We start from the raw sequence: 17874 nt of genomic DNA on the forward strand, positions 1-17874 counted from the left end.
AGGACTCGATGAAGAGACGCCCCCTCGTCGCCGCGACAGCTGCGCTGCTGATGGTCGGAGCGCCCGCTGCCATGGCGGCGGCAGCCCCCGACACGGAACTCCTTTACTCCTACGTCAAGAACGCCGACGGCACGTACGGCTACGGCGACAAGCCGGTGTACACGTATCCGGGCTCCGGCACCCAGGTCGCGGTCCCCACCGCCCTCACCCCGGAGAACCGTCGCTTCTCCAGCGCGTGGGTCGCGACGATCGGCAACCTGAACTTCGGCAAGCCGACGAGCGCGGCCGACTTCGACGCGAAGTACGACGCGGTGCTCGACGACTTCGAGGCGTGGAACATGAACGCCGTGATCTTCCAGGTGCGCCCGCTCCTCGATGCGTACTACCCCTCGGAGATCAACCCCTGGTCCGAGTTCGTCTCGGGCGCCCAGGGCACGGACCCCGGCTACGACCCGCTGGCCCGGATGGTCGAGGCGACACACGCCCGCGGCATGGAGTACCACGCCTGGCTCAACCCCTACCGCGTGACGAACACCAAGATGACGGCGGCGAGCATCCTGTCGGCGCTGAAGCTGACGGCGGATCAGGTCAAGGCGCTCACGACGACCGAGTACATCGCCGCGCTCAACGCGGCCGGAGTCCTGGCCGATGACAACTTCGCCGTGCAGCACCCCGACCTCGTGCTGTCGTTCGACGAGAAGCTCTTCCTGAATCCGGGGCGACCGGAGGTCCGGGACTACGTCGCGGCATCCGTGGCGGAGATCGTCGCGAACTACGACGTCGACGCGATCCACTTCGACGACTACTTCTATCCGTATCGGATCAGCGTCAACGGAGCGAACGTGTTCTTCGGCGACGCCGGGGAGGACAGGGCGACGTTCGAGCAGTACGGCCTGGCCGCCGGCTACGCGGACACCGTCGCCGGCGTCGAGCAGTGGCGACGCGACAACGTCACGGCGCTGATCACCGAGGTCGGGGATGCGATCGACGACCACAACGACCAGGACGGCACCGCCGTGCAGTTCGGTGTCAGCCCGTTCGGGATCTGGGAGCACAGCGCTCTCGACCCCGCGGGGTCGCACACCCCGACCGGCTCGTCCCAGAGCTACAGCAAGTCGATCTTCGCGGACACCCGCGGCTGGGTGCAGAACGAGCTCGTCGACTACCTCACCCCGCAGATCTACTGGAGCTTCGACCAGGCAGCCGCCCCCTACGGAGAGCTCGCGCAGTGGTGGAGCAACACCACCGCCGACAGCCGCACGCAGATCTACACCGGCCACGCCCTGTACAAGCACGTGAGCAACGGGGGCTTCGACCCCGCATGGATGAACCCCGAAGAGGTCCCCAACCAGATCCGGTTCAACCAGACCCTCGACGGGATCGACGGCAGCGTGCTCTTCAGCTACAACGACATGAAGCCGAGCGCCGTCGCCGCGCTCCCAGCCGATCAGCAGCCGCGCAACCAGGCGAAGAACGATGCGATCGCCCTGCTGAAGTCCGAGGCCTTCGCGCGGCCGACGATCGTCCCCGCCAAGCCCTGGCTGTCGGACGGCGTCGTCGCCGCCCCGACCGACGTGACGCTGAAGGACGGTCGGATCACCTGGAAGGCCGGGGATGCCGCGGAGGCGCGCCAGTACGCGATCTACCGCGGCACCGGGACTCCCGCGCAGGTCGTCGCGACCGGCGGCACGCTCGTGGACACGTTCTGGGCCGGAGGGTCCGCCGAGCTGGGCTACGATCTTCCGCCGACCGTCGCGGCCGCCGCCGGGGAGACCTGGGTCGTCACCGCGCTGGACGCCGCCGCGGTGGAGAGCCTTCCCGTCGCCGCCGCCCCGGTGGATCCGATCGACCCCGTCGACCCCGTCGACCCGGTCGACCCGGTCAATCCCGCGGGTCCCGCAGGCCCGGCGACGGGCGCCGGCGGTTCGTCGCCCTCCCGTGACGGCGCTCTGGCGACGACGGGTGGGACCGCGCCCACCGCTGCCCTGCTGATCGGCGGAGGACTCCTCGCCGCCGGCGCCGCCGCCGCAGCGGTCGCCGCCACTGCCCGCCACCGCCGCAACAGGGCCGACTGAGCCGGTGCGACGGCCGACCCCGGCCCGCCGTCGCACCTCCCCGACGAAGGCCGTCCTCCGCTCCCCCGGAGGGCGGCCTTCGACCATCGGGCGCCGCGCACTCCCCCGACCCGATGCGGCAGACCTCGTCACCTGCGCGACACACGCGCCCAATAGGCTGTGCACATGGCCCAACGCGACGACATCGAATGCTGGCTCACCGACATGGACGGCGTGCTCGTCCATGAGAACGACGCCATCCCGGGCGCGTCAGAACTGCTCGCCGGATGGGAGAGCTCCGGCATCCCCTACCTCGTGCTGACCAACAACTCGATCTTCACGGCCCGCGACCTCTCCGCGCGGCTGCGCACCAGCGGCCTGAACGTGCCGGAGGACCGCATCTGGACGTCCGCCCTCGCGACCGCCGACTTCCTGAAGCAGCAGCTGCCCGGCGGGTCCGCCTTCGTGATCGGCGAGGCCGGCATCCTCACCGCCCTGCACGACGCGGGGTTCATCATGACCGAGACCAACCCCGACTTCGTCGTCGTCGGCGAGACGCGCAACTACTCCTTCGAGGCGATCACCAAGGCGATCCGACTCATCAACGACGGTGCGCGCTTCATCGTCACGAACCCCGATGCCACGGGCCCCAGCGCCGACGGACCGCTCCCGGCGACCGGCGCGATCGCCGCGCTCATCACCAAGGCGACGGGCAAGGAGCCCTACGTCGTCGGCAAGCCGAACCCCATGATGTTCCGCTCGGCGCTGAACAAGATCGGGGCGCACTCCAAGCGCACCGGCATGATCGGCGACCGCATGGACACCGATGTCGTCGCCGGCATCGAGGCGGGGCTGCACACGGTGCTGGTGCTCACGGGCATCAGCGACCAGGTCGAGATCGAGAAGTACCCGTTCCGTCCGGATGAGATCGTGCAGTCGGTGGCCGACCTGCTCCCGCGCATCACCGAGACGATCACGACGGTCAAGACGAAGAAGTGAGCGATGGGCGTCCTCGACGAAGGTGAGCGCGTCACCGCAGCCGATGCCGTCGTCTGGCGCGCGTGGCTCCAGGAGAACCACGAGCGCGCGGCGGGCGTCTGGCTGCTGAGCGTGCGGGGCAACAACGACGTCGGCGTCGGCTATGAGGACGCGGTGCGCCAGGCGCTCTGCTTCGGCTGGATCGACGGGCCCGTGCGGACCTTCGACGATCGGACCGTCGGCCAGTGGTTCTCTCCGCGGCGGCCGTCGAGCGGCTGGGCGGCGACGAACAAGGCGCGCATCGCAGAGCTCGAGGCCGATGGACTCCTCGCCCCGGCCGGCATCCGCGTGCTGGAGGCGGCGAAGGCGAACGGCTCGTGGAGCGTGCTCGACGGCCCGGAGGCCGGGATCGAGCCGCCCGAGCTCACCCAGGCGCTGGACGCCGTGCCCGCCGCCAGGGAGAACTGGGACGCGTTCCCGAAGTCGGTGAAGAAGCTCGGGCTCACGAACATCGCGATGGCCAAGCGGGACGAGACCCGTCGCGCCCGGATCGCGAAGATCGTGGCCGATGCCGCAGAAGGGAGGCGACCGTGAATCAGAGCGATCTGCTGTTCCTCGTGGTCACACTGATCCTCGTGACCTCGCTCGTGGTGATCATCGTGCAGTTCGCGCGGTCACGACGACGCGGAGGGTCGGACGACGGCCGCGCCGGCTGGTGGGAAGGCCCCTGGGACGACGACGACCGACGACGCTGACCCGGAGCGAGCCGATCAGCTCAGGGTCAGACTCTCCACGCGGGCGACCGGCTCCGGCATCCGCAGCGGGCCCGCACCCGGCGTGATCGTTCCGAGGATGCGCGGCTCCCGCGCTCCCGTGCCGCCGGGGATCACCGCGGCGACCCCGTGCATGGTGCACCAGCCGATCAGTGCGAAGAGGATCGCCTCCTTGCTGTCAGCCGATGCCCCGAGCTCGTCCGCGAGGACCACCTCCACTCCGGGCAGCGCGTCGCGCAGGCCTCTCATGATCAGCGGGTTGTGGCACCCGCCGCCCGACACCGCGAGGTAGCCGATGCCCGCGGCACTGACATCGTGCGCCACGGTGCGGACGGTCAGCTCCGTGAGGGTGCGCACGAGATCGGCGTCCGCGATGTCTCTGTCGCCGACGTGCGCACGCACGTAGTCGAGATGGAAGTGCTCCTTGCCGGTGCTCTTCGGGGTGGGCAGCGCGTAGTACGGATCATCGAGGAGTGCCGACAGGAGGGCCTCGTCGACCGTGCCGGCGAGGGCGATCTCGGCATCCGCATCGTAGCCGCGCTCGTTCAAGCTCTCGGCGACGACGACCGCATCGACCAGAGCATTCGCGGGGCCGATGTCGTAGGCGACGAGACCCGAGGGCCCCGTGATGGTGATGTTCGCGATGCCGCCGAGGTTGACGGCGGCCGAGACGCCGGGGCGGCCGCGCAGGAGCAGCTCGTCGAGGAACGACACGAGGGGCGCGCCGTGCCCGCCAGCGGTGATGTCGCGGATCCGCACGTCGGAGACGACCGGCGCCCCGACGCGCTCTGCGATCCAGGCGGGCTGACCGATCTGCAGGGTGCCGAGGGCGTGGCCGGCATCCACCCAGTGGAAGACCGTCTGGCCGTGCGTGCACACGGCGTCGACTCCGCCGACGGATGCCGCAGCGGATGCCGCGACCTCTGCGAACTCCTGCCCGATCAGGGTGTCGAGCTCGCACACCTCCGCCAGCGTGGTGGGCGCCGGCGGGAGCGCGGCGACGAGTCGCGCACGGAGGTCGGGGCTGTACGGGACGCTGTCCTCGTGCAGCACGGTGCCGTGCAGCGCGCCGTCTGCGTCGGCGAAGTCGACGACGGCGACGTCGATGCCGTCATGAGAGGTGCCAGAGAGCAGGCCGAGTACGCGCATGCGCTTCCTTCCGGGGTCTTCTACGAGGGTACGACGAATTTGTAAGGAGAGCGTACGGAATCGTCCGCCGCCGGCCGAGGAGACCTGTCGTCCTCAACGATCGATCTGACGGATCTCTCCCCAGATCGTGGACGACGGCGCGAGACGGAGGGATGCTGGAGTCGCGGATCCGTAGATTCGTCCTCGTCCACCCATCTCGAAACGGAGGCGAAGATGTCCCTCGACACCCTGACTGTCCTCATCGGCGCCGTAGGTGCGGTGGCGAGCATCGGCGCCAGCATGTTCGCCGGCGCGGGATGGATCGTCCGCCGCATCGACGGGGTCGAGAGCAAACTCACCGACCGCATCGACGGGGTCGAGAGCAAACTCACCGCACGCATCGACGACGTCGAGAGTAAGCTCACCGCACGCATCGACGACGTCGAAACCAAACTCACCGACCGCATCGACGACGTCGAAACCAAACTCACCGCGCGCATCGACGACGTCGAGACCACACTCACCGCACGCATCGATGCGCTCGCGAGCGATGTCGTCGAGGTGAAGATCGCCGTCGCGCGCCTCGAAGGCCCGCCACGGCACCTCGTCGTCGCAGGCCGCTGAGCCGGAACCGTCGGCGGCGAGCGAGCCGCTAGCGCAGAACGAGAGCCGCGGCGCCGATAAGCGGACCCTCGTCGCCGAGACCCGAGCGCACGACCCGCGCGCGACGTGAGTACTCGTGTGCCGCGCTCGCGGTGAGGGCCTGCTGTACGAGGTCGATGTAGTCCGCGGAGACGCGGGAGAAGCCTCCGCCGATCGCGATCGTGTCGAGGTCGACGAGGGTCGCGGCATCCGCCAGCGCCTCGCCCACGGCGCGCGCCGAGCGCTCGATCGCCGCGCGCGCGATGGCGTCACCGGCCGCGGCGTCCCTGGCGAGGTCTTCGCCGGTCGCTCCGGTCCAGCCCTGCTGCTGCGCCCACGCGGCGCTCGCCGGCCCGGAGGCGATCTCCTCGAGCGTGAGCCCGCCCTCGCGGCGCACCTGACCGAGGTGGCCGGCGTTGCCGGTGGCCCCGGGGATGTACGCGCCGTTCGCGACGAACCCTCCGCCCACCCCGGTCGACACCACGATCGACAGAGACGCACCAGCGTCCTGGGTCGCTCCCAGCCACGACTCGGCGAGCGCGAGCGCTCCTCCGTCGTGCCCGAGCACGGTCGGAACCTCACGTCCGAGCACTCGGGATGCCGCGACGTGCACGGCCTCCGCGAGTCCGAAGCCTCGGGCGAGCGGCATGTTCACCGGCATGATCGCCCCCGCTGCGCGGTCGATGGGGCCGGCGCTGCCGACGCCCGCGCCCACGAGCTCGGCGCCTGCGGGGAGTACGGCGAGCGCATGCGAGACGATCGCGGAGACGGCATCCGTGAGCGAGGCGAACGTGGCCTCTCGCCCCGTCGCCTGACGGCTGCGGCTGCCGTCGACCAGAGTGCCGTCCTCGCCGACGAGGGCGGCCTCCATCTTCGTGCCGCCGACATCGACGGCCAGCGCGTAGCGAGTCACTGGGGGTCGAGTCCGAGGTCGTCGAGATCGAACGCCGCGCGCCACTCCAGGCCCTCGGCCTCGATCGCGGCCTGCGCACCGGTCTTGCGGTCGACGATGACGGCGACGGCCACGATCTCGGCGCCCTCCTTGCGCAGCGCCTCGACCGCCTTGAGCGCGGACTGCCCGGTGGTCGACGTGTCTTCCAGCACGACCACGCGCTTGCCCTTGACATCGGCGCCCTCGATCTGCCGGCCGCGGCCGTGGTCCTTGGGCTCCTTGCGCACGACGAAGGCGTCGAGCGGCGTTCCGGCGGCGACCGACGCGTGCAGCACCGAATTCGCGATCGGGTCGGCGCCGAGGGTCAGGCCGCCGACCGCCACGACGTCGAGGTCGCCGATCAGATCGAGCATGATGCGGCCGATCGCGGGCGCGGCCCTGTGATCGAGGGTGAGCTTGCGCATGTCGACGTAGTACGTCGCCTTCTTGCCGCTGGAGAGGGTGAAGTCGCCGTGGAACACCGCCTCGTCCGTGATCAGGTCGAGAAGTGTCTGGCGGTCTGCGTCGAGTGCGGTCACGGCATCCAGTGTAGAAGGAGCGGAGCCGAGAACCGCATGCGGCGGGTATGGATTCGCCGGCGGCATCCGCCTATCGTGGCCGTGACCGACTCGAAGGAGACCCCGTGTTCGCATACGACCCCTATGCCGCCCTCGCCGAGCTGCGTCCGACCGCCGCCCTGGAACTGTCCAGCCCCGACTTCGTAGGCGGAGGCGCACTGCCCGTCTTCGCCTGGTCGTCGGAGCGCGGCGGCGCGGATCTCACGCCGCGGCTGCAGTGGTCGACTCCCCCTGCGGGGACGAAGAGCCTCGCGATCTCCTGCTTCGACCCCGATGCGCCGACGGGCTCGGGGTTCTGGCACTGGGCGGCCTTCGACCTCCCCGCCGATCTGACCGAGCTCGACTCGATCGACGGGACGGCGGCGAGCCTTCCGACCCGCGCCAAGGTCATGCCGAACGAGGCCCGGCTGCAGCGCTTCATCGGCGCCGCTCCCCCTGCGGGCACCGGAGTGCACCGCTACTTCTTCGTGGTGGACGCGCTCGATGTCGATCACCTCGACCTCACCGGCGACGAGACCCCGGGGACCCTCGGCTTCCACCGCCACTTCCACACGCTGGCCCGGGGCGTCCTCGTGGGGACGGCCGACCCGTCGGAGCGCTGAACGACCGGCATCCGCCCCCGACGCGATGCTGCAGGGCGGCGCGCGTCTGGACAGGACTCGGTGTCATGTCATATGATTCCATCATGCGAAATCAAATATTCGCTATGTGAAGAATCAGAACGCACGCCCCGACCTGCCCGACACGAGGAGACGCCGATGTCTACCCACCGCCAGATCGTCGCCATCACCTACGAGACGGCCGTGCGCGCCGTGTCCATCGCGATGGAGGTCGGTGAGCGGCACGGAGTGAAGACCGTGGTCTCGGTCGCCGACCCATCGATGACCCTGATCGCGTACGGCATGGCCGACGGGGCGACACCGCACAGCTCGGAGACCAGCCGCCGCAAGGCCGCGACCTCGGCGTCCACGCGCCGTCGGACCGGGCGGATCCCCGACGCGCTCACGACGACCCTGCCGCTGGGCACGGGCGGAGCGCTGACCACGATCGACGGAGGCGTGCCGATCTTCTTCGGCGACGACCTCGTCGGCGGGCTCGGCGTCGCCGGCGGCAGCCCCGCCCAGGATGCGGACATCGCACTCGAGACTCTGAGGCGCCTCGGCGCACGAGTAGAAGGAATGGAATCATGACCGAGTACCTCACCCGCGCCGACCTCTCGGTGGCCGCCCCGATCGTGGAGTTCGCCGAGGCGTCGCTCTCCGATGCCGGACGCGACGTCGATGCGTTCTGGTCCGGGGCGAGTGCGATCGTGCACGACCTCGTCCCCCGCAACGCCGCGCTCCTGCGCACGCGCGACGAACTGCAGCAGCGCATCGACGAGTTCCACCGCTCGAATCCCGGCGTGCCCGACCGCGATGCGTACCGCGCGCTCCTCACGGAGATCGGCTACCTGGTTCCTGTGCCGTCCGAGGTCGCGGTCACCACGGTGGACGTGGATCCCGAGATCGCGACCATCGCCGGCCCTCAGCTGGTCGTCCCTCTCCTGAACGCGCGCTTCGCGATCAACGCCGCCAACGCCCGCTGGGGCTCCCTCTACGACGCGCTGTACGGCACCGACGCGATCGATCAGACCGGAGACCTCGCGCCCGGTGCGGAGTTCAACGTCACCCGCGCCGCCGCCGTCGTCTCGTTCGGCCGCGAGCTCCTCGACGAGATCGCCCCGCTGGAGACCGGCTCGCACCGCGATGCGACCGGCTATCGCGTCGACGCCGACGGACTGATCGTGCAGACGGCATCCGGTGATCGTCGCCTGGCGTCGCCTGCGGCCTTCGTCGGGCACACCGGCGACGCGGATGCGCCCTCCGCCGTGCTGCTGGTGCACAACGGCCTGCACGCCGAGATCGTGATCGACCACGACGGACGCATCGGCCGCACCGACGGCGCCGGTGTGCAGGACATCATCCTGGAGTCCGCTCTGACCGCGATCCTCGACCTGGAGGACTCGGTCGCCGCTGTGGACGCCGACGACAAGGCGCTCGGCTACCGCAACTGGCGCGGCTTCATGGACGGCACGCTGTCCGAGACCGTCACCAAGGGCGGACGCACGTTCACCAGGACGCTCGCCGCCGACCGCACGTATCGCACCGCCGACGGCGGCGAGGTCACGCTTCCCGGCCGCTCGGTGCTGTTCGTCCGCAACGTCGGTCACCTCATGCGCACGGATGCCGTGCTGGACCGCGACGGAGGCCCCATCTTCGAGGGCATCCTCGACGCGATCATGACCGCGCTCGGCTCCCTCCCCGAGCTCGAGGGAGCGGATGCCGGACGCAACTCCCGCACCGGGTCGATGTACATCGTGAAGCCCAAGATGCACGGGCCGGAGGAGGTCGCCTTCGCCGCCGAGCTCTTCGGCCGGGTGGAGGAGCTGCTCGGGCTGCCCGCCCTCACGATGAAGGTCGGGATCATGGACGAGGAGCGTCGCACCTCGGCGAACCTCGCGGCCTCGATCGCCGCGGCATCCGATCGCGTGGTGTTCATCAACACCGGATTCCTCGACCGCACCGGCGACGAGATCCACACCTCGCTGCATGCCGGGCCGTTCCTGCCGAAGGCAGCGATCAAGGCGCAGCCGTTCATGAAGGCCTACGAAGACCGCAACGTGGCGATCGGCCTGGCCTCCGGTCTCGACGGGCGCGCGCAGATCGGCAAGGGCATGTGGGCGGAGCCCGACCTCATGCACGACATGCTCGTGAAGAAGATCGCGCACCCGCAGTCCGGAGCATCCACCGCCTGGGTGCCGTCTCCGACCGCCGCGACCCTGCACGCCCTGCACTACCACCGGGTCGATGCGTTCGCGGTGCGCGCGACGCTGCCCGCCGTGGGCGAGAGCGCGCTGGACGCCCTGCTGGTCCCGCCGCTGGCGGGCGATGGCGACCTCACCCCGGAGATCGTCGCGAACGAGATCGACAACAACGTGCAGTCGATCCTCGGCTACGTGGTGCGGTGGATCGATCAGGGCATCGGCGTCTCGAAGGTTCCGGACATCAACGGCGTCGGCCTCATGGAGGACCGCGCGACGCTGAGGATCTCCAGCCAGCTGCTCGCCAACTGGCTCACCCACGGCGTGATCACCGAGGAGCAGATCGACGACAGCCTGCGCCGACTGGCGCCCGTCGTCGACGCGCAGAACGCCGGAGACCCGAACTACGAGCCGCTGGCGTTCGCCGAGGGCGCGGAGCCCGGCATCGCGTTCACGGCGGCCCGCCGCCTGATCGTCGAGGGGGCCGCCCAGCCGAGCGGCTACACCGAGCCACTGCTGCACGGCCTGCGTCGCGAGAAGAAGGCCGAGCAGGCCTGAGCCGCGGGGAGTGCCGTCATTGTCGGCGCTCCCCCATAGGCTGTTCTCATGCGCTTGGCCACCTGGAACGTCAACTCCATCCGCACCCGCGTCACCCGCACCGTCGAATTCGCCGTCCGCGAAGACATCGACGTGCTGGCGATGCAGGAGATCAAGTGCAAGCCCGAGCAGTTCCCGTACGGGCCGTTCGAAGAGGCCGGGTACCACGTCGAGGTCCACGGCCTGAACCAGTGGAACGGCGTCGCCATCGCGAGCCGCCTGCCCGTCACCGACGTCCGCACGGCGTTCGACGGGATGCCCGGTTTCGCGAAGGGGCACGAGGGCCCGGATGCTCCGCTCGAAGCCCGCGCGCTCGGCGTGATGGTCGACGGGGTGCGCGTGTGGAGCCTCTACGTGCCCAACGGACGCGCGCTCGACGACCCGCACTACGCCTACAAGCTGCACTGGCTGGAGGAGCTGAAGAAGTCCACCGCCGCCGAGCTGCAGGCGAATCCGGCGCTGCCGCTGGCGCTCGTGGGCGACTTCAACATCATCCCCTTCGACGCCGACAACGGAGACCCCGACATCGTCGTGGGCCGCTCGACGCACGTCTCCCCTCAGGAGCGCGACGCGTTCTTCGCGATGACGGATGCCGGCGTCTCCGACGTCGTGCGGCCGCTGCTGCCTGAGGGGTACACGTACTGGGACTACCAGCGCCTCAAGTTCCCCCGCAACGAGGGCATCCGCATCGACTTCATCCTCGGATCGAAGACCCTGGCGGATGCCGTCACCGGGGCCTCCATCCACCGCGACGAGCGCAAGGGCGAGCAGCCCAGCGACCACGTCCCGGTGGTCGTCGACCTCGACTTCGGCTCGGCCGATGAAGACGGCGACCTGCCGATGATCTTCTCCTGACCCGCCCGGTCGTCGCTCACACCGGTCGTTGAGCGAGACTCGCAACCCGGTCGATGAGCGAGACTCGCAACCCGGTCGTTGAGCGAGCGAAGCGAGACGAAACGCAGAGACGAAACGCAGAGACGACGCACGCTGACAGGAAGGACGTCCATGACCATCCGACTGATCGCGACCGATCTCGACGGCACGCTGCTCGACTCCTCGCCCGCGGTCACTCCGCGCACGCGCGCGGCTCTCGATGCGGCCCGAGCCCGCGGCATCCACGTCGTGCCCGTGACCGCCCGGCAGCCGATCGGTCTGCGGGCCATCGCGTCCGACGCCGGCTTCGACGGCTGGGCGCTGTGCGGCAACGGGGCCTACGCGATCCATCTCGCCGACGGACGGATGCTGTTCGCCGAGGAGCTGCCGCCCGACACGATCCGCACGCTCGCGGAGGCTCTTCGGTCCAGCATCCCCGGGCTGCTGTTCGCCAGCGTGCGCGAGGGCGGCGAGACCTTCGTCGCTCAGCACGGCTACGCGGAGGTCGCCGACTACTCCGACCACAAGCGTGACCCTCTCACGATGGGCGGGGTGCCGCTCGACCATGTCCTGGCTGCGCCGACGCTCAAGCTCGTGATCCGGCATCCCGAACTCACGCCGACCGTGCTGTACGACACCCTCCGCGACCTCGGGCTGAGCGGCTTCGAGGCCACACTGTCGGGTGCCCCTTTCGTCGAGGTCATGGCCGAGGGCGTGACCAAGGCCACGGGGCTCGCGCGCCTGTGCTCACATCTCGGCGTCGCACGGTCCGACGTCATCGCCTTCGGCGACGCGCTCAACGACGTCGAGATGCTCCGCTGGGCCGGCCACGGGGTCGCGATGGCCGGGGCTGACGATGTCGTGCGAGACGCAGCAGACGAGGTCGCACGATCCAACGACGACGACGGGGTGGCGCGGGTGATCGAGCGGATGCTCGGCTGAGGGCAGCCGAGCATCCGCACGCGTCATCGAGAAGGCACGTCCCCGCAGGGCACTCCCGCTCAGCTCATCGAGCGCCGACGCCGTGCCAGCAGGAGCAGTCCCGCACCTGCCAGGAACGCACCCGTCACACCTGCCGCGATCGGAAGATCGGCACCGGTGCTCGCGAGCTTTCCACCTGCCCGGTCCCCTCCCGTGCCGGAAGCGCCCGTCCCTCCGGGCGTCTGCCCGTCGGAGGCAGCAGTGACCTCGAGCGGAACCGTCGCCTGGAGCGAGCCCGCGACAAGAGCGCCCAACGTGTGGGATCCCACCGGCATGGTCGCGGGGATCTTCACCGTCCCCGTCACACGCCCGTTCTGATCGGCCTTCAGGGTGCCGAGGTACACCGGGTGGGAGTAGAGCTCGAACACGACATCCGCGCCGGGAGCGAAATCGACTCCGGTGACGGAGATCTCTGCACCCGCACGAACGGTACGCGTGGCCACCGTCAGCGTCGGCTTGGGCCCAGGGCATTCAGAGGTGAAGGTCATTCTCATCGCGGAGAAGGTCTCGCCCGAAGCGAGCGGGAACCGGGTGGCGTCGTCGAGCGAGGTGACCCCACCGTAGTACTGAGTGCAGAATCCGTCGGCCTCCACACCGAAGGTGTAGGTGCCTGCGGGGAGCGGACCACCCTCGATGGGGAAGGCCGGGTCGACACCGCCGAAGATGAAGTCGCCGGTGGTGACCACCGAAGCGATCGCCTTCCACCCGTCGTCCGCCAGCCGGTACGCGGTGACGATGGCTCCGCCTTCGGGAAGCCCCTCCTCGCCTGCTGCGATCGTTCCGCGGATGTTCCCACCCCGCGACAGGTCGAAGTCGACTCCGGGACGGTCCGTGTCGGCGCCGAGCGTCACGGGCGTCGAGTCCGCCGGGTTGTCTGCGTCGGAGTAGTACTCGCGAGCGTAGACCGGGTCGTACGCGAGACCCCACGCGCTGACGACGTACTCACCCGCGGGAACGATGAGTCGGTACTCCCCGTTCGCGTTCGTGTAGGCCATCCCTGCGGATTCGCCGTCGGCGTACGCTTCCACCACCGCATCCGCGAGCGGTTGTCCGTCGGCGGTCACCACGCCGGTGATCGCCACCTCCTGATCGATCTGCGGATCGATCCCGGTCAGGTTCTGTCCTGGTGCGACCGTGAGGACGGTCGCGTCGGACTCCGCGACCGCGTCGTTCCAGTACTCGGGCCTCAGACCCGATCCGAACGGCGTGAACTTCATGGTGACGTCTCCGGGGACGATCACCGCTTTGTAGTCCCCGGCGGGAGAGATCGCCACGTTCCAGTGGCCCTCCGTCGAAGAGATGTCGACGGAGCCGGCGACCGGCGTGCCATCGGAGGCCCGCGTCACGTGGCCGGAGATCGTCGCCGCTCCACGCAGCGACGCATCGATATCGGCACGGCTCTCGCCGACGCCGACACTCACCTTCGCCGCGGAGGCCTGATCGAACGCCCCGTCCCAGTACTCGTCGACGAGGTCGTCGCCGAACGCATCGAACTGCACCGTGTAGTCGCCCGCCACGAGGTTGGCGATGCGGTACTCGCCGTTCGCGTCGGTCGTCGTCTGCCCAGGCATCCCGCCGTCGCTCCACGCCGCGACGACCACGCCGGCGACCGGTGAGTCATCGCTCTCGTGCGTGACGCGGCCGGCGATCACGCCGCCCTCCCGGAGGGTCGCGTCGATGTCGGTGATCGACTCCCCTCCCGCGATCGCGATGCGCTCCGCCGTCGCCGAGGTCGTCGCCCCGTCCCAGAACTCGGAGGCGAGTCCGGTGCCTGTCGGCTCCGTGGAGAATCGGACGGTGTACTGGCCCGGAGCGAGCCCGGTCACGGTGTAGTCGCCGTTCGCATCCGTGACGTCCGACCCGTTGTGGAGGCCGTCCGTGCTGTTGACGAACACCGTCACGAGTCCGACCGGCGCGCCGCCGTCCTCGCGAGTGACGTGGCCGGAGACCGTGGCTTCGGGTGCATCCTCCGCGACGGCAGACACCGCGCCGCTGAACACGAGCGCCGCTGCCGCGGCCCCGGAGAGCAGCATCCGCGCCGCTGCGCCTCTGTTCGATCGTCGTGACAGCATCGTCGGGTCCTCCTCAGGACTCAAGGCGCCGGGGCGCAGGACAGCAGGCCATCCGCCGACGATGCGACGGGGTGCTGTCCGAATCTATTGGGAATCGCACAGGAAGTGAATAGTCGATCCTCCGGAGATACTCCGAGGATCGACGGCCATCATGCTCCCGCGGCGCCGTCGATCGTGGCGAACGGGTCGGTGCGTCCGGTCACGCGGCGTCCTCCTTCTCGAGCGCGTCGAGAGGGGAGATGTGGAACGTGCGGGCGAAAGGTTCGAGCACGCCCGCGTCGCCGCGCACCACGGCGAGCACGTCCTGCGCGATCGCCTCATCGGGGGTGATCTCCCCCGCGATCAGACGGCGGATGCCGGGACCCGCGACGATGACGGCATCCGGTTCGCCCTCCGGAGGGCGGCCGCCCACGGGGGGCGCGGGCGGAGCGAGCTGGGTGACGGCCAGCACCCCCGAGCGCACCGAGGCTCGCAGCGCGACATCTCCCACGTGGAGCTCGTACTCGGCATCGGAGGCGGCATCCGGTCGGAACGCAGTCCGCAGGGCCATCGTCAGCGAATCGGCCGTCACCACGTCGCCCTCCTGCGGGTCACCCATGGTCTGGAAGCCCCAGCGGCCGAGCGCGAGCACGATCGGCTCGAGCGCCCTGCCGTACGGGGTCAGCTCGTACACGAGTCCGCAGTTGTGCAGGGGCACTCGGCGCACCACCCCGCCCTCCTGCAGCTCCTTCAGACGCGTCGAGAGGATGTTGGTGGGGATGCGCGGCAGACCCAGCTTGAGGTCGGTGTACCGACGAGGGCCGACGAGCAGATCGCGGACGATGAGCAGCGCCCACCGCTCCCCGATCAGCTCGACGGCCGTCGTCACACCGCAGTACTGGCCGTAACTGCGCGCGGCCATGTCAGCCCTGTTCGGCGACGTGCTCCGGGCCGTTCTCGACGGCCTCAGGCGTCATGTACAGGAAGCCGAGCGAGTTGCCGTCGGGGTCGTCGAGGTCGCGTGAGTACATGAAACCGTAGTCCTGCGCGGGCTTGGGCTCGGCGCCACCGGCGGCGAGGCCCTTCTCGAGCAGCGCGTCGACCTCCTCGCGGGAGTCCTTCGAGAACGACACCGAGACCTGGACGACCTCGTTGGGGTCGGCGATCGGCTTGTCGGTGAAGGTGGAGAAGAACTCGCGCTTGAGGACCATGAAGAACACATCGTCGCTCCAGACGATGCACGCCGCGTTCTCGTCGGTGAACAGCGGGTTGATCTCGCAGCCGAGGGCCGTGTAGAAGGCCTTCGAGCGCTCGAGGTCGGTGGTGGGAAGGTTGACGAACACCTTGGTCATGATGACTCCCTTGTCGGTCTTTCTGTCGGATGCCGGCCGGCGGCGCCGACCTCACGCAGATAGCTTGTTAAAAACAAGCACGCTTGTCAATAGCAAGTTGCCCCGACGTCAGGACCCCATCCGCCGTACGGGGGATGCCGCGGCATCCCCCTGCCCGTACCGTGGGGAGCATGCCCTTCATCCGCACGCCCACCGAGCGCGAATACCGCGGCGATCTGGTGCTCGCCGTCGTCATGTTCGTCGGCGCCGTGCTCAGCGCTGCGCTGTCGTCGATCGCGCAGGTCTACGGCGGCGACGCGCAGGACCTGTGGACCGCGCTCGTCTACGCCGTCGTGATCTCGGTTCCCCTCGCCGTGCGCCGACGCTGGCCCGCCACCGTCGCCGTCCTCGTCGCCCTGGCCTACTTCACTGCGGTCACGCTGAAGATCCCCGAGATCTACGTCGGCAACATCGCCATGTTCGTCGGGCTCTACACGGTCGGCGCCTGGATGAACGACCGCCGCCGCGCGCTGATCGTGCGGATCGGCATCATCGTCGGCATGTTCGTGTGGCTGCTCATCACGATGTACCGCGACGCGATCAGCGAGGCCGACAAGGCCGACGTCGCCGCGGGCGCGTTCTCGCCCTACGTCGCCTACATGATGATCCAGCTGCTGCTGAACATCCTCTACTTCGGCGGCGCGTACTACTTCGGCGAGCGCTCCTGGCTCGCCGCGGCGCAGAGGTCGGTCCTCGAGGAGCGCACGGTCGAGCTCGAGCGCGAGCGCGAGGTCACCGCGGCGCAGGCCGTGGCGCTCGACCGCGTGCGCATCGCCCGAGAGCTGCACGACGTCGTCGCGCACCACGTGTCGGTGATGGGCGTGCAGGCCGGCGCCGCCCGGCTCATGATCGAGCAGGACCCGGACGCCTCGAAGAACCTCCTCACTGGCATCGAGACCTCGGCGCGCGACGCGATCCGCGAACTGCACCAGCTCCTCGAGACGCTGCGCACGCCGGGAGGGGAGACGACGGATGCCGCCTCCACCCTCGGACTCGCCGACATCGAGTCGCTCGTGGCCGCCTCGACCGAGGCCGGCCTGCCGTCCGACTACTCCGTGATCGGCGACCCGGTGCCCGTGCCCCCGATGGTCGCCGTCAACCTCTACCGGATCGCCCAGGAGTCGCTCACGAACGCGCGCCGCCACGCGGGAGTCGGCGCCACCGCCGACGTGCGGGTCCGCTACGACGACGAGGGTGTGGAGCTGGAGATCGTGAACACCGGCCGCAACGTCGCCCAGCTGCGCCCCGGGCTCGGTCAGCTCGGCATGCGCGAGCGCGCAGCCGCATCCGGAGGCACCCTCGAGGTGACGCCGCGCACGCTCGGCGGACTGCGCGTGCGCGCCCGCGTGCCGCTCACCCCCGCGACGGCGGAGGTCTCATGATCCGGGTGCTGCTGGTCGACGACCACGCCATGCTGCGGGCCGGGTTCCGCACGATCCTGGAGAGCCAGCCCGACATCGCGGTGGTCGGCGAGGCCGGCACCGGCGCCGAGGCTGTGGCCGCGGCATCCGCTCTGCTCCCCGACGTCATCACGATGGACGTGCAGATGCCCGATATGGACGGCATCGAAGCGACCAGGCGGATCGTCGCCGACCCCGCGGTGGCCGCGGCGATCGCGATCGTGACGACCTTCGACCGCGACGACTACCTGCACCAGGCGCTGGATGCCGGAGCCGCCGGCTTCCTGCTGAAGAACGCGGGCCCCGAAGACCTCATCACCGCGGTGCGCGCGTTGGCCGCCGGAGACGGGATGCTGTCGCCCGAGGTCACGCGGAGGGTGCTCGCGCGCTTCTCGTCCGCGGCATCCGCCCCGAGCGCGAACACCGTCGCCCGAGGGCGGGAGGCAACGGCGCCCGCTCCGCTGGCCGAGCCGTTGACCGAGCGCGAGGCGGAGGTCCTGGTGCTGCTCGCCGACGCGCGCAGCAACGCCGAGATCGCGACGGCGCTCTTCATCGGCGAGGCCACCGTGAAGACCCACGTCTCGCGGATCCTGCAGAAGCTGGGCGCCCGCGACCGCGTGCAGGCCGTCGTGATCGCCCACCGGAGAGGCCTCGCCTGACACCGGGGCACGCGCCGCCTGCACGATAGCCTCTGAGT

General features: G+C 69.7%; 18 protein-coding genes. 12 read left to right on the forward strand and 6 right to left on the reverse strand.

Translation table 11 applies throughout. From position 1 onward, the window contains the following. Nucleotides 1–8: 8 nt before the first annotated feature. The 4 genes from ACFY5A_RS03410 (at nucleotide 9) to ACFY5A_RS03425 (ending at nucleotide 3787) form a co-directional block, all read left to right on the forward strand. Nucleotides 9–2075 (forward strand): glycoside hydrolase family 10 protein, encoded by a 2067-nt coding sequence (locus ACFY5A_RS03410; protein ID WP_387231796.1) that lies wholly within the window; start codon nucleotides 9–11, stop codon nucleotides 2073–2075. 165 nt (nucleotides 2076–2240) lie between these two features. Continuing rightward, nucleotides 2241–3053: an HAD-IIA family hydrolase gene (locus ACFY5A_RS03415; protein WP_105674326.1), complete on the forward strand. Its 813-nt coding sequence runs from the start codon at nucleotides 2241–2243 to the stop codon at nucleotides 3051–3053. Between the two features lie 3 nt (nucleotides 3054–3056). Further along, the gene (locus ACFY5A_RS03420; RefSeq protein ID WP_387231798.1) at nucleotides 3057–3626 is read left to right on the forward strand and encodes a YdeI family protein; all 570 of its coding nucleotides are present in this window, start codon (nucleotides 3057–3059) and stop codon (nucleotides 3624–3626) included. Then, nucleotides 3623–3787 (forward strand): hypothetical protein, encoded by a 165-nt coding sequence (locus tag ACFY5A_RS03425; protein WP_181155886.1) that lies wholly within the window; start codon nucleotides 3623–3625, stop codon nucleotides 3785–3787. Before ACFY5A_RS03420 ends, ACFY5A_RS03425 begins: the two co-directional genes overlap by 4 nt. Before the next feature lie 15 nt (nucleotides 3788–3802). Here ACFY5A_RS03425 and ACFY5A_RS03430 read toward each other — a convergent pair whose 3' ends face one another. Then, nucleotides 3803–4954, reverse strand: a complete 1152-nt coding sequence (locus ACFY5A_RS03430) for an anhydro-N-acetylmuramic acid kinase (RefSeq protein WP_387231800.1) — start codon at nucleotides 4952–4954, stop codon at nucleotides 3803–3805. A 258-nt stretch (nucleotides 4955–5212) separates the two neighbouring features. Here ACFY5A_RS03430 and ACFY5A_RS03435 point away from each other — a divergent pair, with 258 nt between their 5' ends. After that, the gene (locus tag ACFY5A_RS03435; RefSeq protein WP_387231802.1) at nucleotides 5213–5557 is read left to right on the forward strand and encodes a hypothetical protein; all 345 of its coding nucleotides are present in this window, start codon (nucleotides 5213–5215) and stop codon (nucleotides 5555–5557) included. Nucleotides 5558–5585: 28 nt separating this feature from the next. On the opposite strand, the gene ACFY5A_RS03440 is transcribed toward ACFY5A_RS03435, so the two are convergent. Further along, the gene (locus tag ACFY5A_RS03440; protein ID WP_387231804.1) at nucleotides 5586–6488 is read right to left on the reverse strand and encodes an ROK family protein; all 903 of its coding nucleotides are present in this window, start codon (nucleotides 6486–6488) and stop codon (nucleotides 5586–5588) included. After that, nucleotides 6485–7045, reverse strand: a complete 561-nt coding sequence (pyrE, locus tag ACFY5A_RS03445; protein ID WP_341941095.1) for an orotate phosphoribosyltransferase — start codon at nucleotides 7043–7045, stop codon at nucleotides 6485–6487. The genes ACFY5A_RS03440 and pyrE overlap by 4 nt, the downstream gene beginning before the upstream one ends. A 104-nt stretch (nucleotides 7046–7149) precedes the next feature. On the opposite strand from pyrE, the gene ACFY5A_RS03450 reads away from it, so the two are divergent. The 5 genes from ACFY5A_RS03450 to ACFY5A_RS03470 all read left to right on the forward strand — a co-directional run bounded on the left by ACFY5A_RS03450 (nucleotide 7150) and on the right by ACFY5A_RS03470 (nucleotide 12296). Continuing rightward, a complete protein-coding gene (locus tag ACFY5A_RS03450) occupies nucleotides 7150–7686 on the forward strand; it encodes a YbhB/YbcL family Raf kinase inhibitor-like protein (protein ID WP_387231806.1) in 537 nt (178 codons plus the stop codon). Nucleotides 7687–7842: 156 nt separating this feature from the next. Continuing rightward, nucleotides 7843–8274, forward strand: coding sequence for a heme-binding protein (locus tag ACFY5A_RS03455; protein ID WP_341941093.1), 432 nt, complete (start codon nucleotides 7843–7845; stop codon nucleotides 8272–8274). Continuing rightward, nucleotides 8271–10442 carry a malate synthase G gene (locus ACFY5A_RS03460; RefSeq protein WP_387231808.1) on the forward strand — a complete coding sequence of 724 codons (2172 nt, stop codon included), beginning with the start codon at nucleotides 8271–8273 and terminating at the stop codon, nucleotides 10440–10442. The genes ACFY5A_RS03455 and ACFY5A_RS03460 overlap by 4 nt, the downstream gene beginning before the upstream one ends. A 48-nt stretch (nucleotides 10443–10490) precedes the next feature. Beyond that, complete coding sequence (locus ACFY5A_RS03465) at nucleotides 10491–11336, forward strand: exodeoxyribonuclease III (RefSeq protein WP_341941090.1); 846 nt, start codon at nucleotides 10491–10493, stop codon at nucleotides 11334–11336. 150 nt (nucleotides 11337–11486) lie between these two features. Continuing rightward, on the forward strand, nucleotides 11487–12296 hold the full coding sequence (locus ACFY5A_RS03470) for an HAD family hydrolase (protein WP_387231811.1): 810 nt from the start codon (nucleotides 11487–11489) through the stop codon (nucleotides 12294–12296). A gap of 59 nt (nucleotides 12297–12355) precedes the next feature. On the opposite strand, the gene ACFY5A_RS03475 is transcribed toward ACFY5A_RS03470, so the two are convergent. The 3 genes from ACFY5A_RS03475 to ACFY5A_RS03485 form a co-directional block, all read right to left on the reverse strand. Continuing rightward, nucleotides 12356–14407, reverse strand: a complete 2052-nt coding sequence (locus tag ACFY5A_RS03475) for a carboxypeptidase regulatory-like domain-containing protein (RefSeq protein ID WP_387231813.1) — start codon at nucleotides 14405–14407, stop codon at nucleotides 12356–12358. 199 nt (nucleotides 14408–14606) lie between these two features. Then, a complete protein-coding gene (locus ACFY5A_RS03480; RefSeq protein WP_387231815.1) occupies nucleotides 14607–15308 on the reverse strand; it encodes a winged helix-turn-helix transcriptional regulator in 702 nt (233 codons plus the stop codon). 1 nt (nucleotide 15309) lies between these two features. Next, on the reverse strand, nucleotides 15310–15738 hold the full coding sequence (locus ACFY5A_RS03485; RefSeq protein ID WP_181155997.1) for a VOC family protein: 429 nt from the start codon (nucleotides 15736–15738) through the stop codon (nucleotides 15310–15312). A 170-nt stretch (nucleotides 15739–15908) separates the two neighbouring features. Here ACFY5A_RS03485 and ACFY5A_RS03490 point away from each other — a divergent pair, with 170 nt between their 5' ends. After that, nucleotides 15909–17159, forward strand: a complete 1251-nt coding sequence (locus ACFY5A_RS03490) for a sensor histidine kinase (RefSeq protein ID WP_387231817.1) — start codon at nucleotides 15909–15911, stop codon at nucleotides 17157–17159. Then, nucleotides 17156–17836, forward strand: a complete 681-nt coding sequence (locus ACFY5A_RS03495; RefSeq protein ID WP_387231819.1) for a response regulator — start codon at nucleotides 17156–17158, stop codon at nucleotides 17834–17836. The genes ACFY5A_RS03490 and ACFY5A_RS03495 overlap by 4 nt, the downstream gene beginning before the upstream one ends. The last annotated feature ends 38 nt before the right edge of the window (nucleotides 17837–17874 follow it).

Origin of the sequence: Microbacterium sp. NPDC012755, assembly GCF_042901325.1 — a bacterium.
Classification (GTDB): Bacteria; Actinomycetota; Actinomycetes; order Actinomycetales; family Microbacteriaceae; genus Microbacterium; species Microbacterium natoriense.

Excerpts from the sequence above, each read along its gene's own strand:
- ACFY5A_RS03420 (WP_387231798.1), top strand. The coding sequence starts at position 3,057 with ATGGGCGTCCTCGACGAAGGTGAGCGCGTCACCGCAGCCGATGCCGTC.
- ACFY5A_RS03465 (WP_341941090.1), top strand. The coding sequence starts at position 10,491 with ATGCGCTTGGCCACCTGGAACGTCAACTCCATCCGCACCCGCGTCACC.
- ACFY5A_RS03470 (WP_387231811.1), top strand. The coding sequence starts at position 11,487 with ATGACCATCCGACTGATCGCGACCGATCTCGACGGCACGCTGCTCGAC.
- ACFY5A_RS03495 (WP_387231819.1), top strand. The coding sequence starts at position 17,156 with ATGATCCGGGTGCTGCTGGTCGACGACCACGCCATGCTGCGGGCCGGG.
- ACFY5A_RS03455 (WP_341941093.1), top strand. The coding sequence starts at position 7,843 with ATGTCTACCCACCGCCAGATCGTCGCCATCACCTACGAGACGGCCGTG.
- ACFY5A_RS03410 (WP_387231796.1), top strand. The coding sequence starts at position 9 with ATGAAGAGACGCCCCCTCGTCGCCGCGACAGCTGCGCTGCTGATGGTC.
- ACFY5A_RS03490 (WP_387231817.1), top strand. The coding sequence starts at position 15,909 with ATGCCCTTCATCCGCACGCCCACCGAGCGCGAATACCGCGGCGATCTG.
- ACFY5A_RS03430 (WP_387231800.1), bottom strand. The coding sequence starts at position 4,954 with ATGCGCGTACTCGGCCTGCTCTCTGGCACCTCTCATGACGGCATCGAC.
- ACFY5A_RS03415 (WP_105674326.1), top strand. The coding sequence starts at position 2,241 with ATGGCCCAACGCGACGACATCGAATGCTGGCTCACCGACATGGACGGC.
- ACFY5A_RS03485 (WP_181155997.1), bottom strand. The coding sequence starts at position 15,738 with ATGACCAAGGTGTTCGTCAACCTTCCCACCACCGACCTCGAGCGCTCG.
- ACFY5A_RS03475 (WP_387231813.1), bottom strand. The coding sequence starts at position 14,407 with ATGCTGTCACGACGATCGAACAGAGGCGCAGCGGCGCGGATGCTGCTC.
- ACFY5A_RS03460 (WP_387231808.1), top strand. The coding sequence starts at position 8,271 with ATGACCGAGTACCTCACCCGCGCCGACCTCTCGGTGGCCGCCCCGATC.
- ACFY5A_RS03480 (WP_387231815.1), bottom strand. The coding sequence starts at position 15,308 with ATGGCCGCGCGCAGTTACGGCCAGTACTGCGGTGTGACGACGGCCGTC.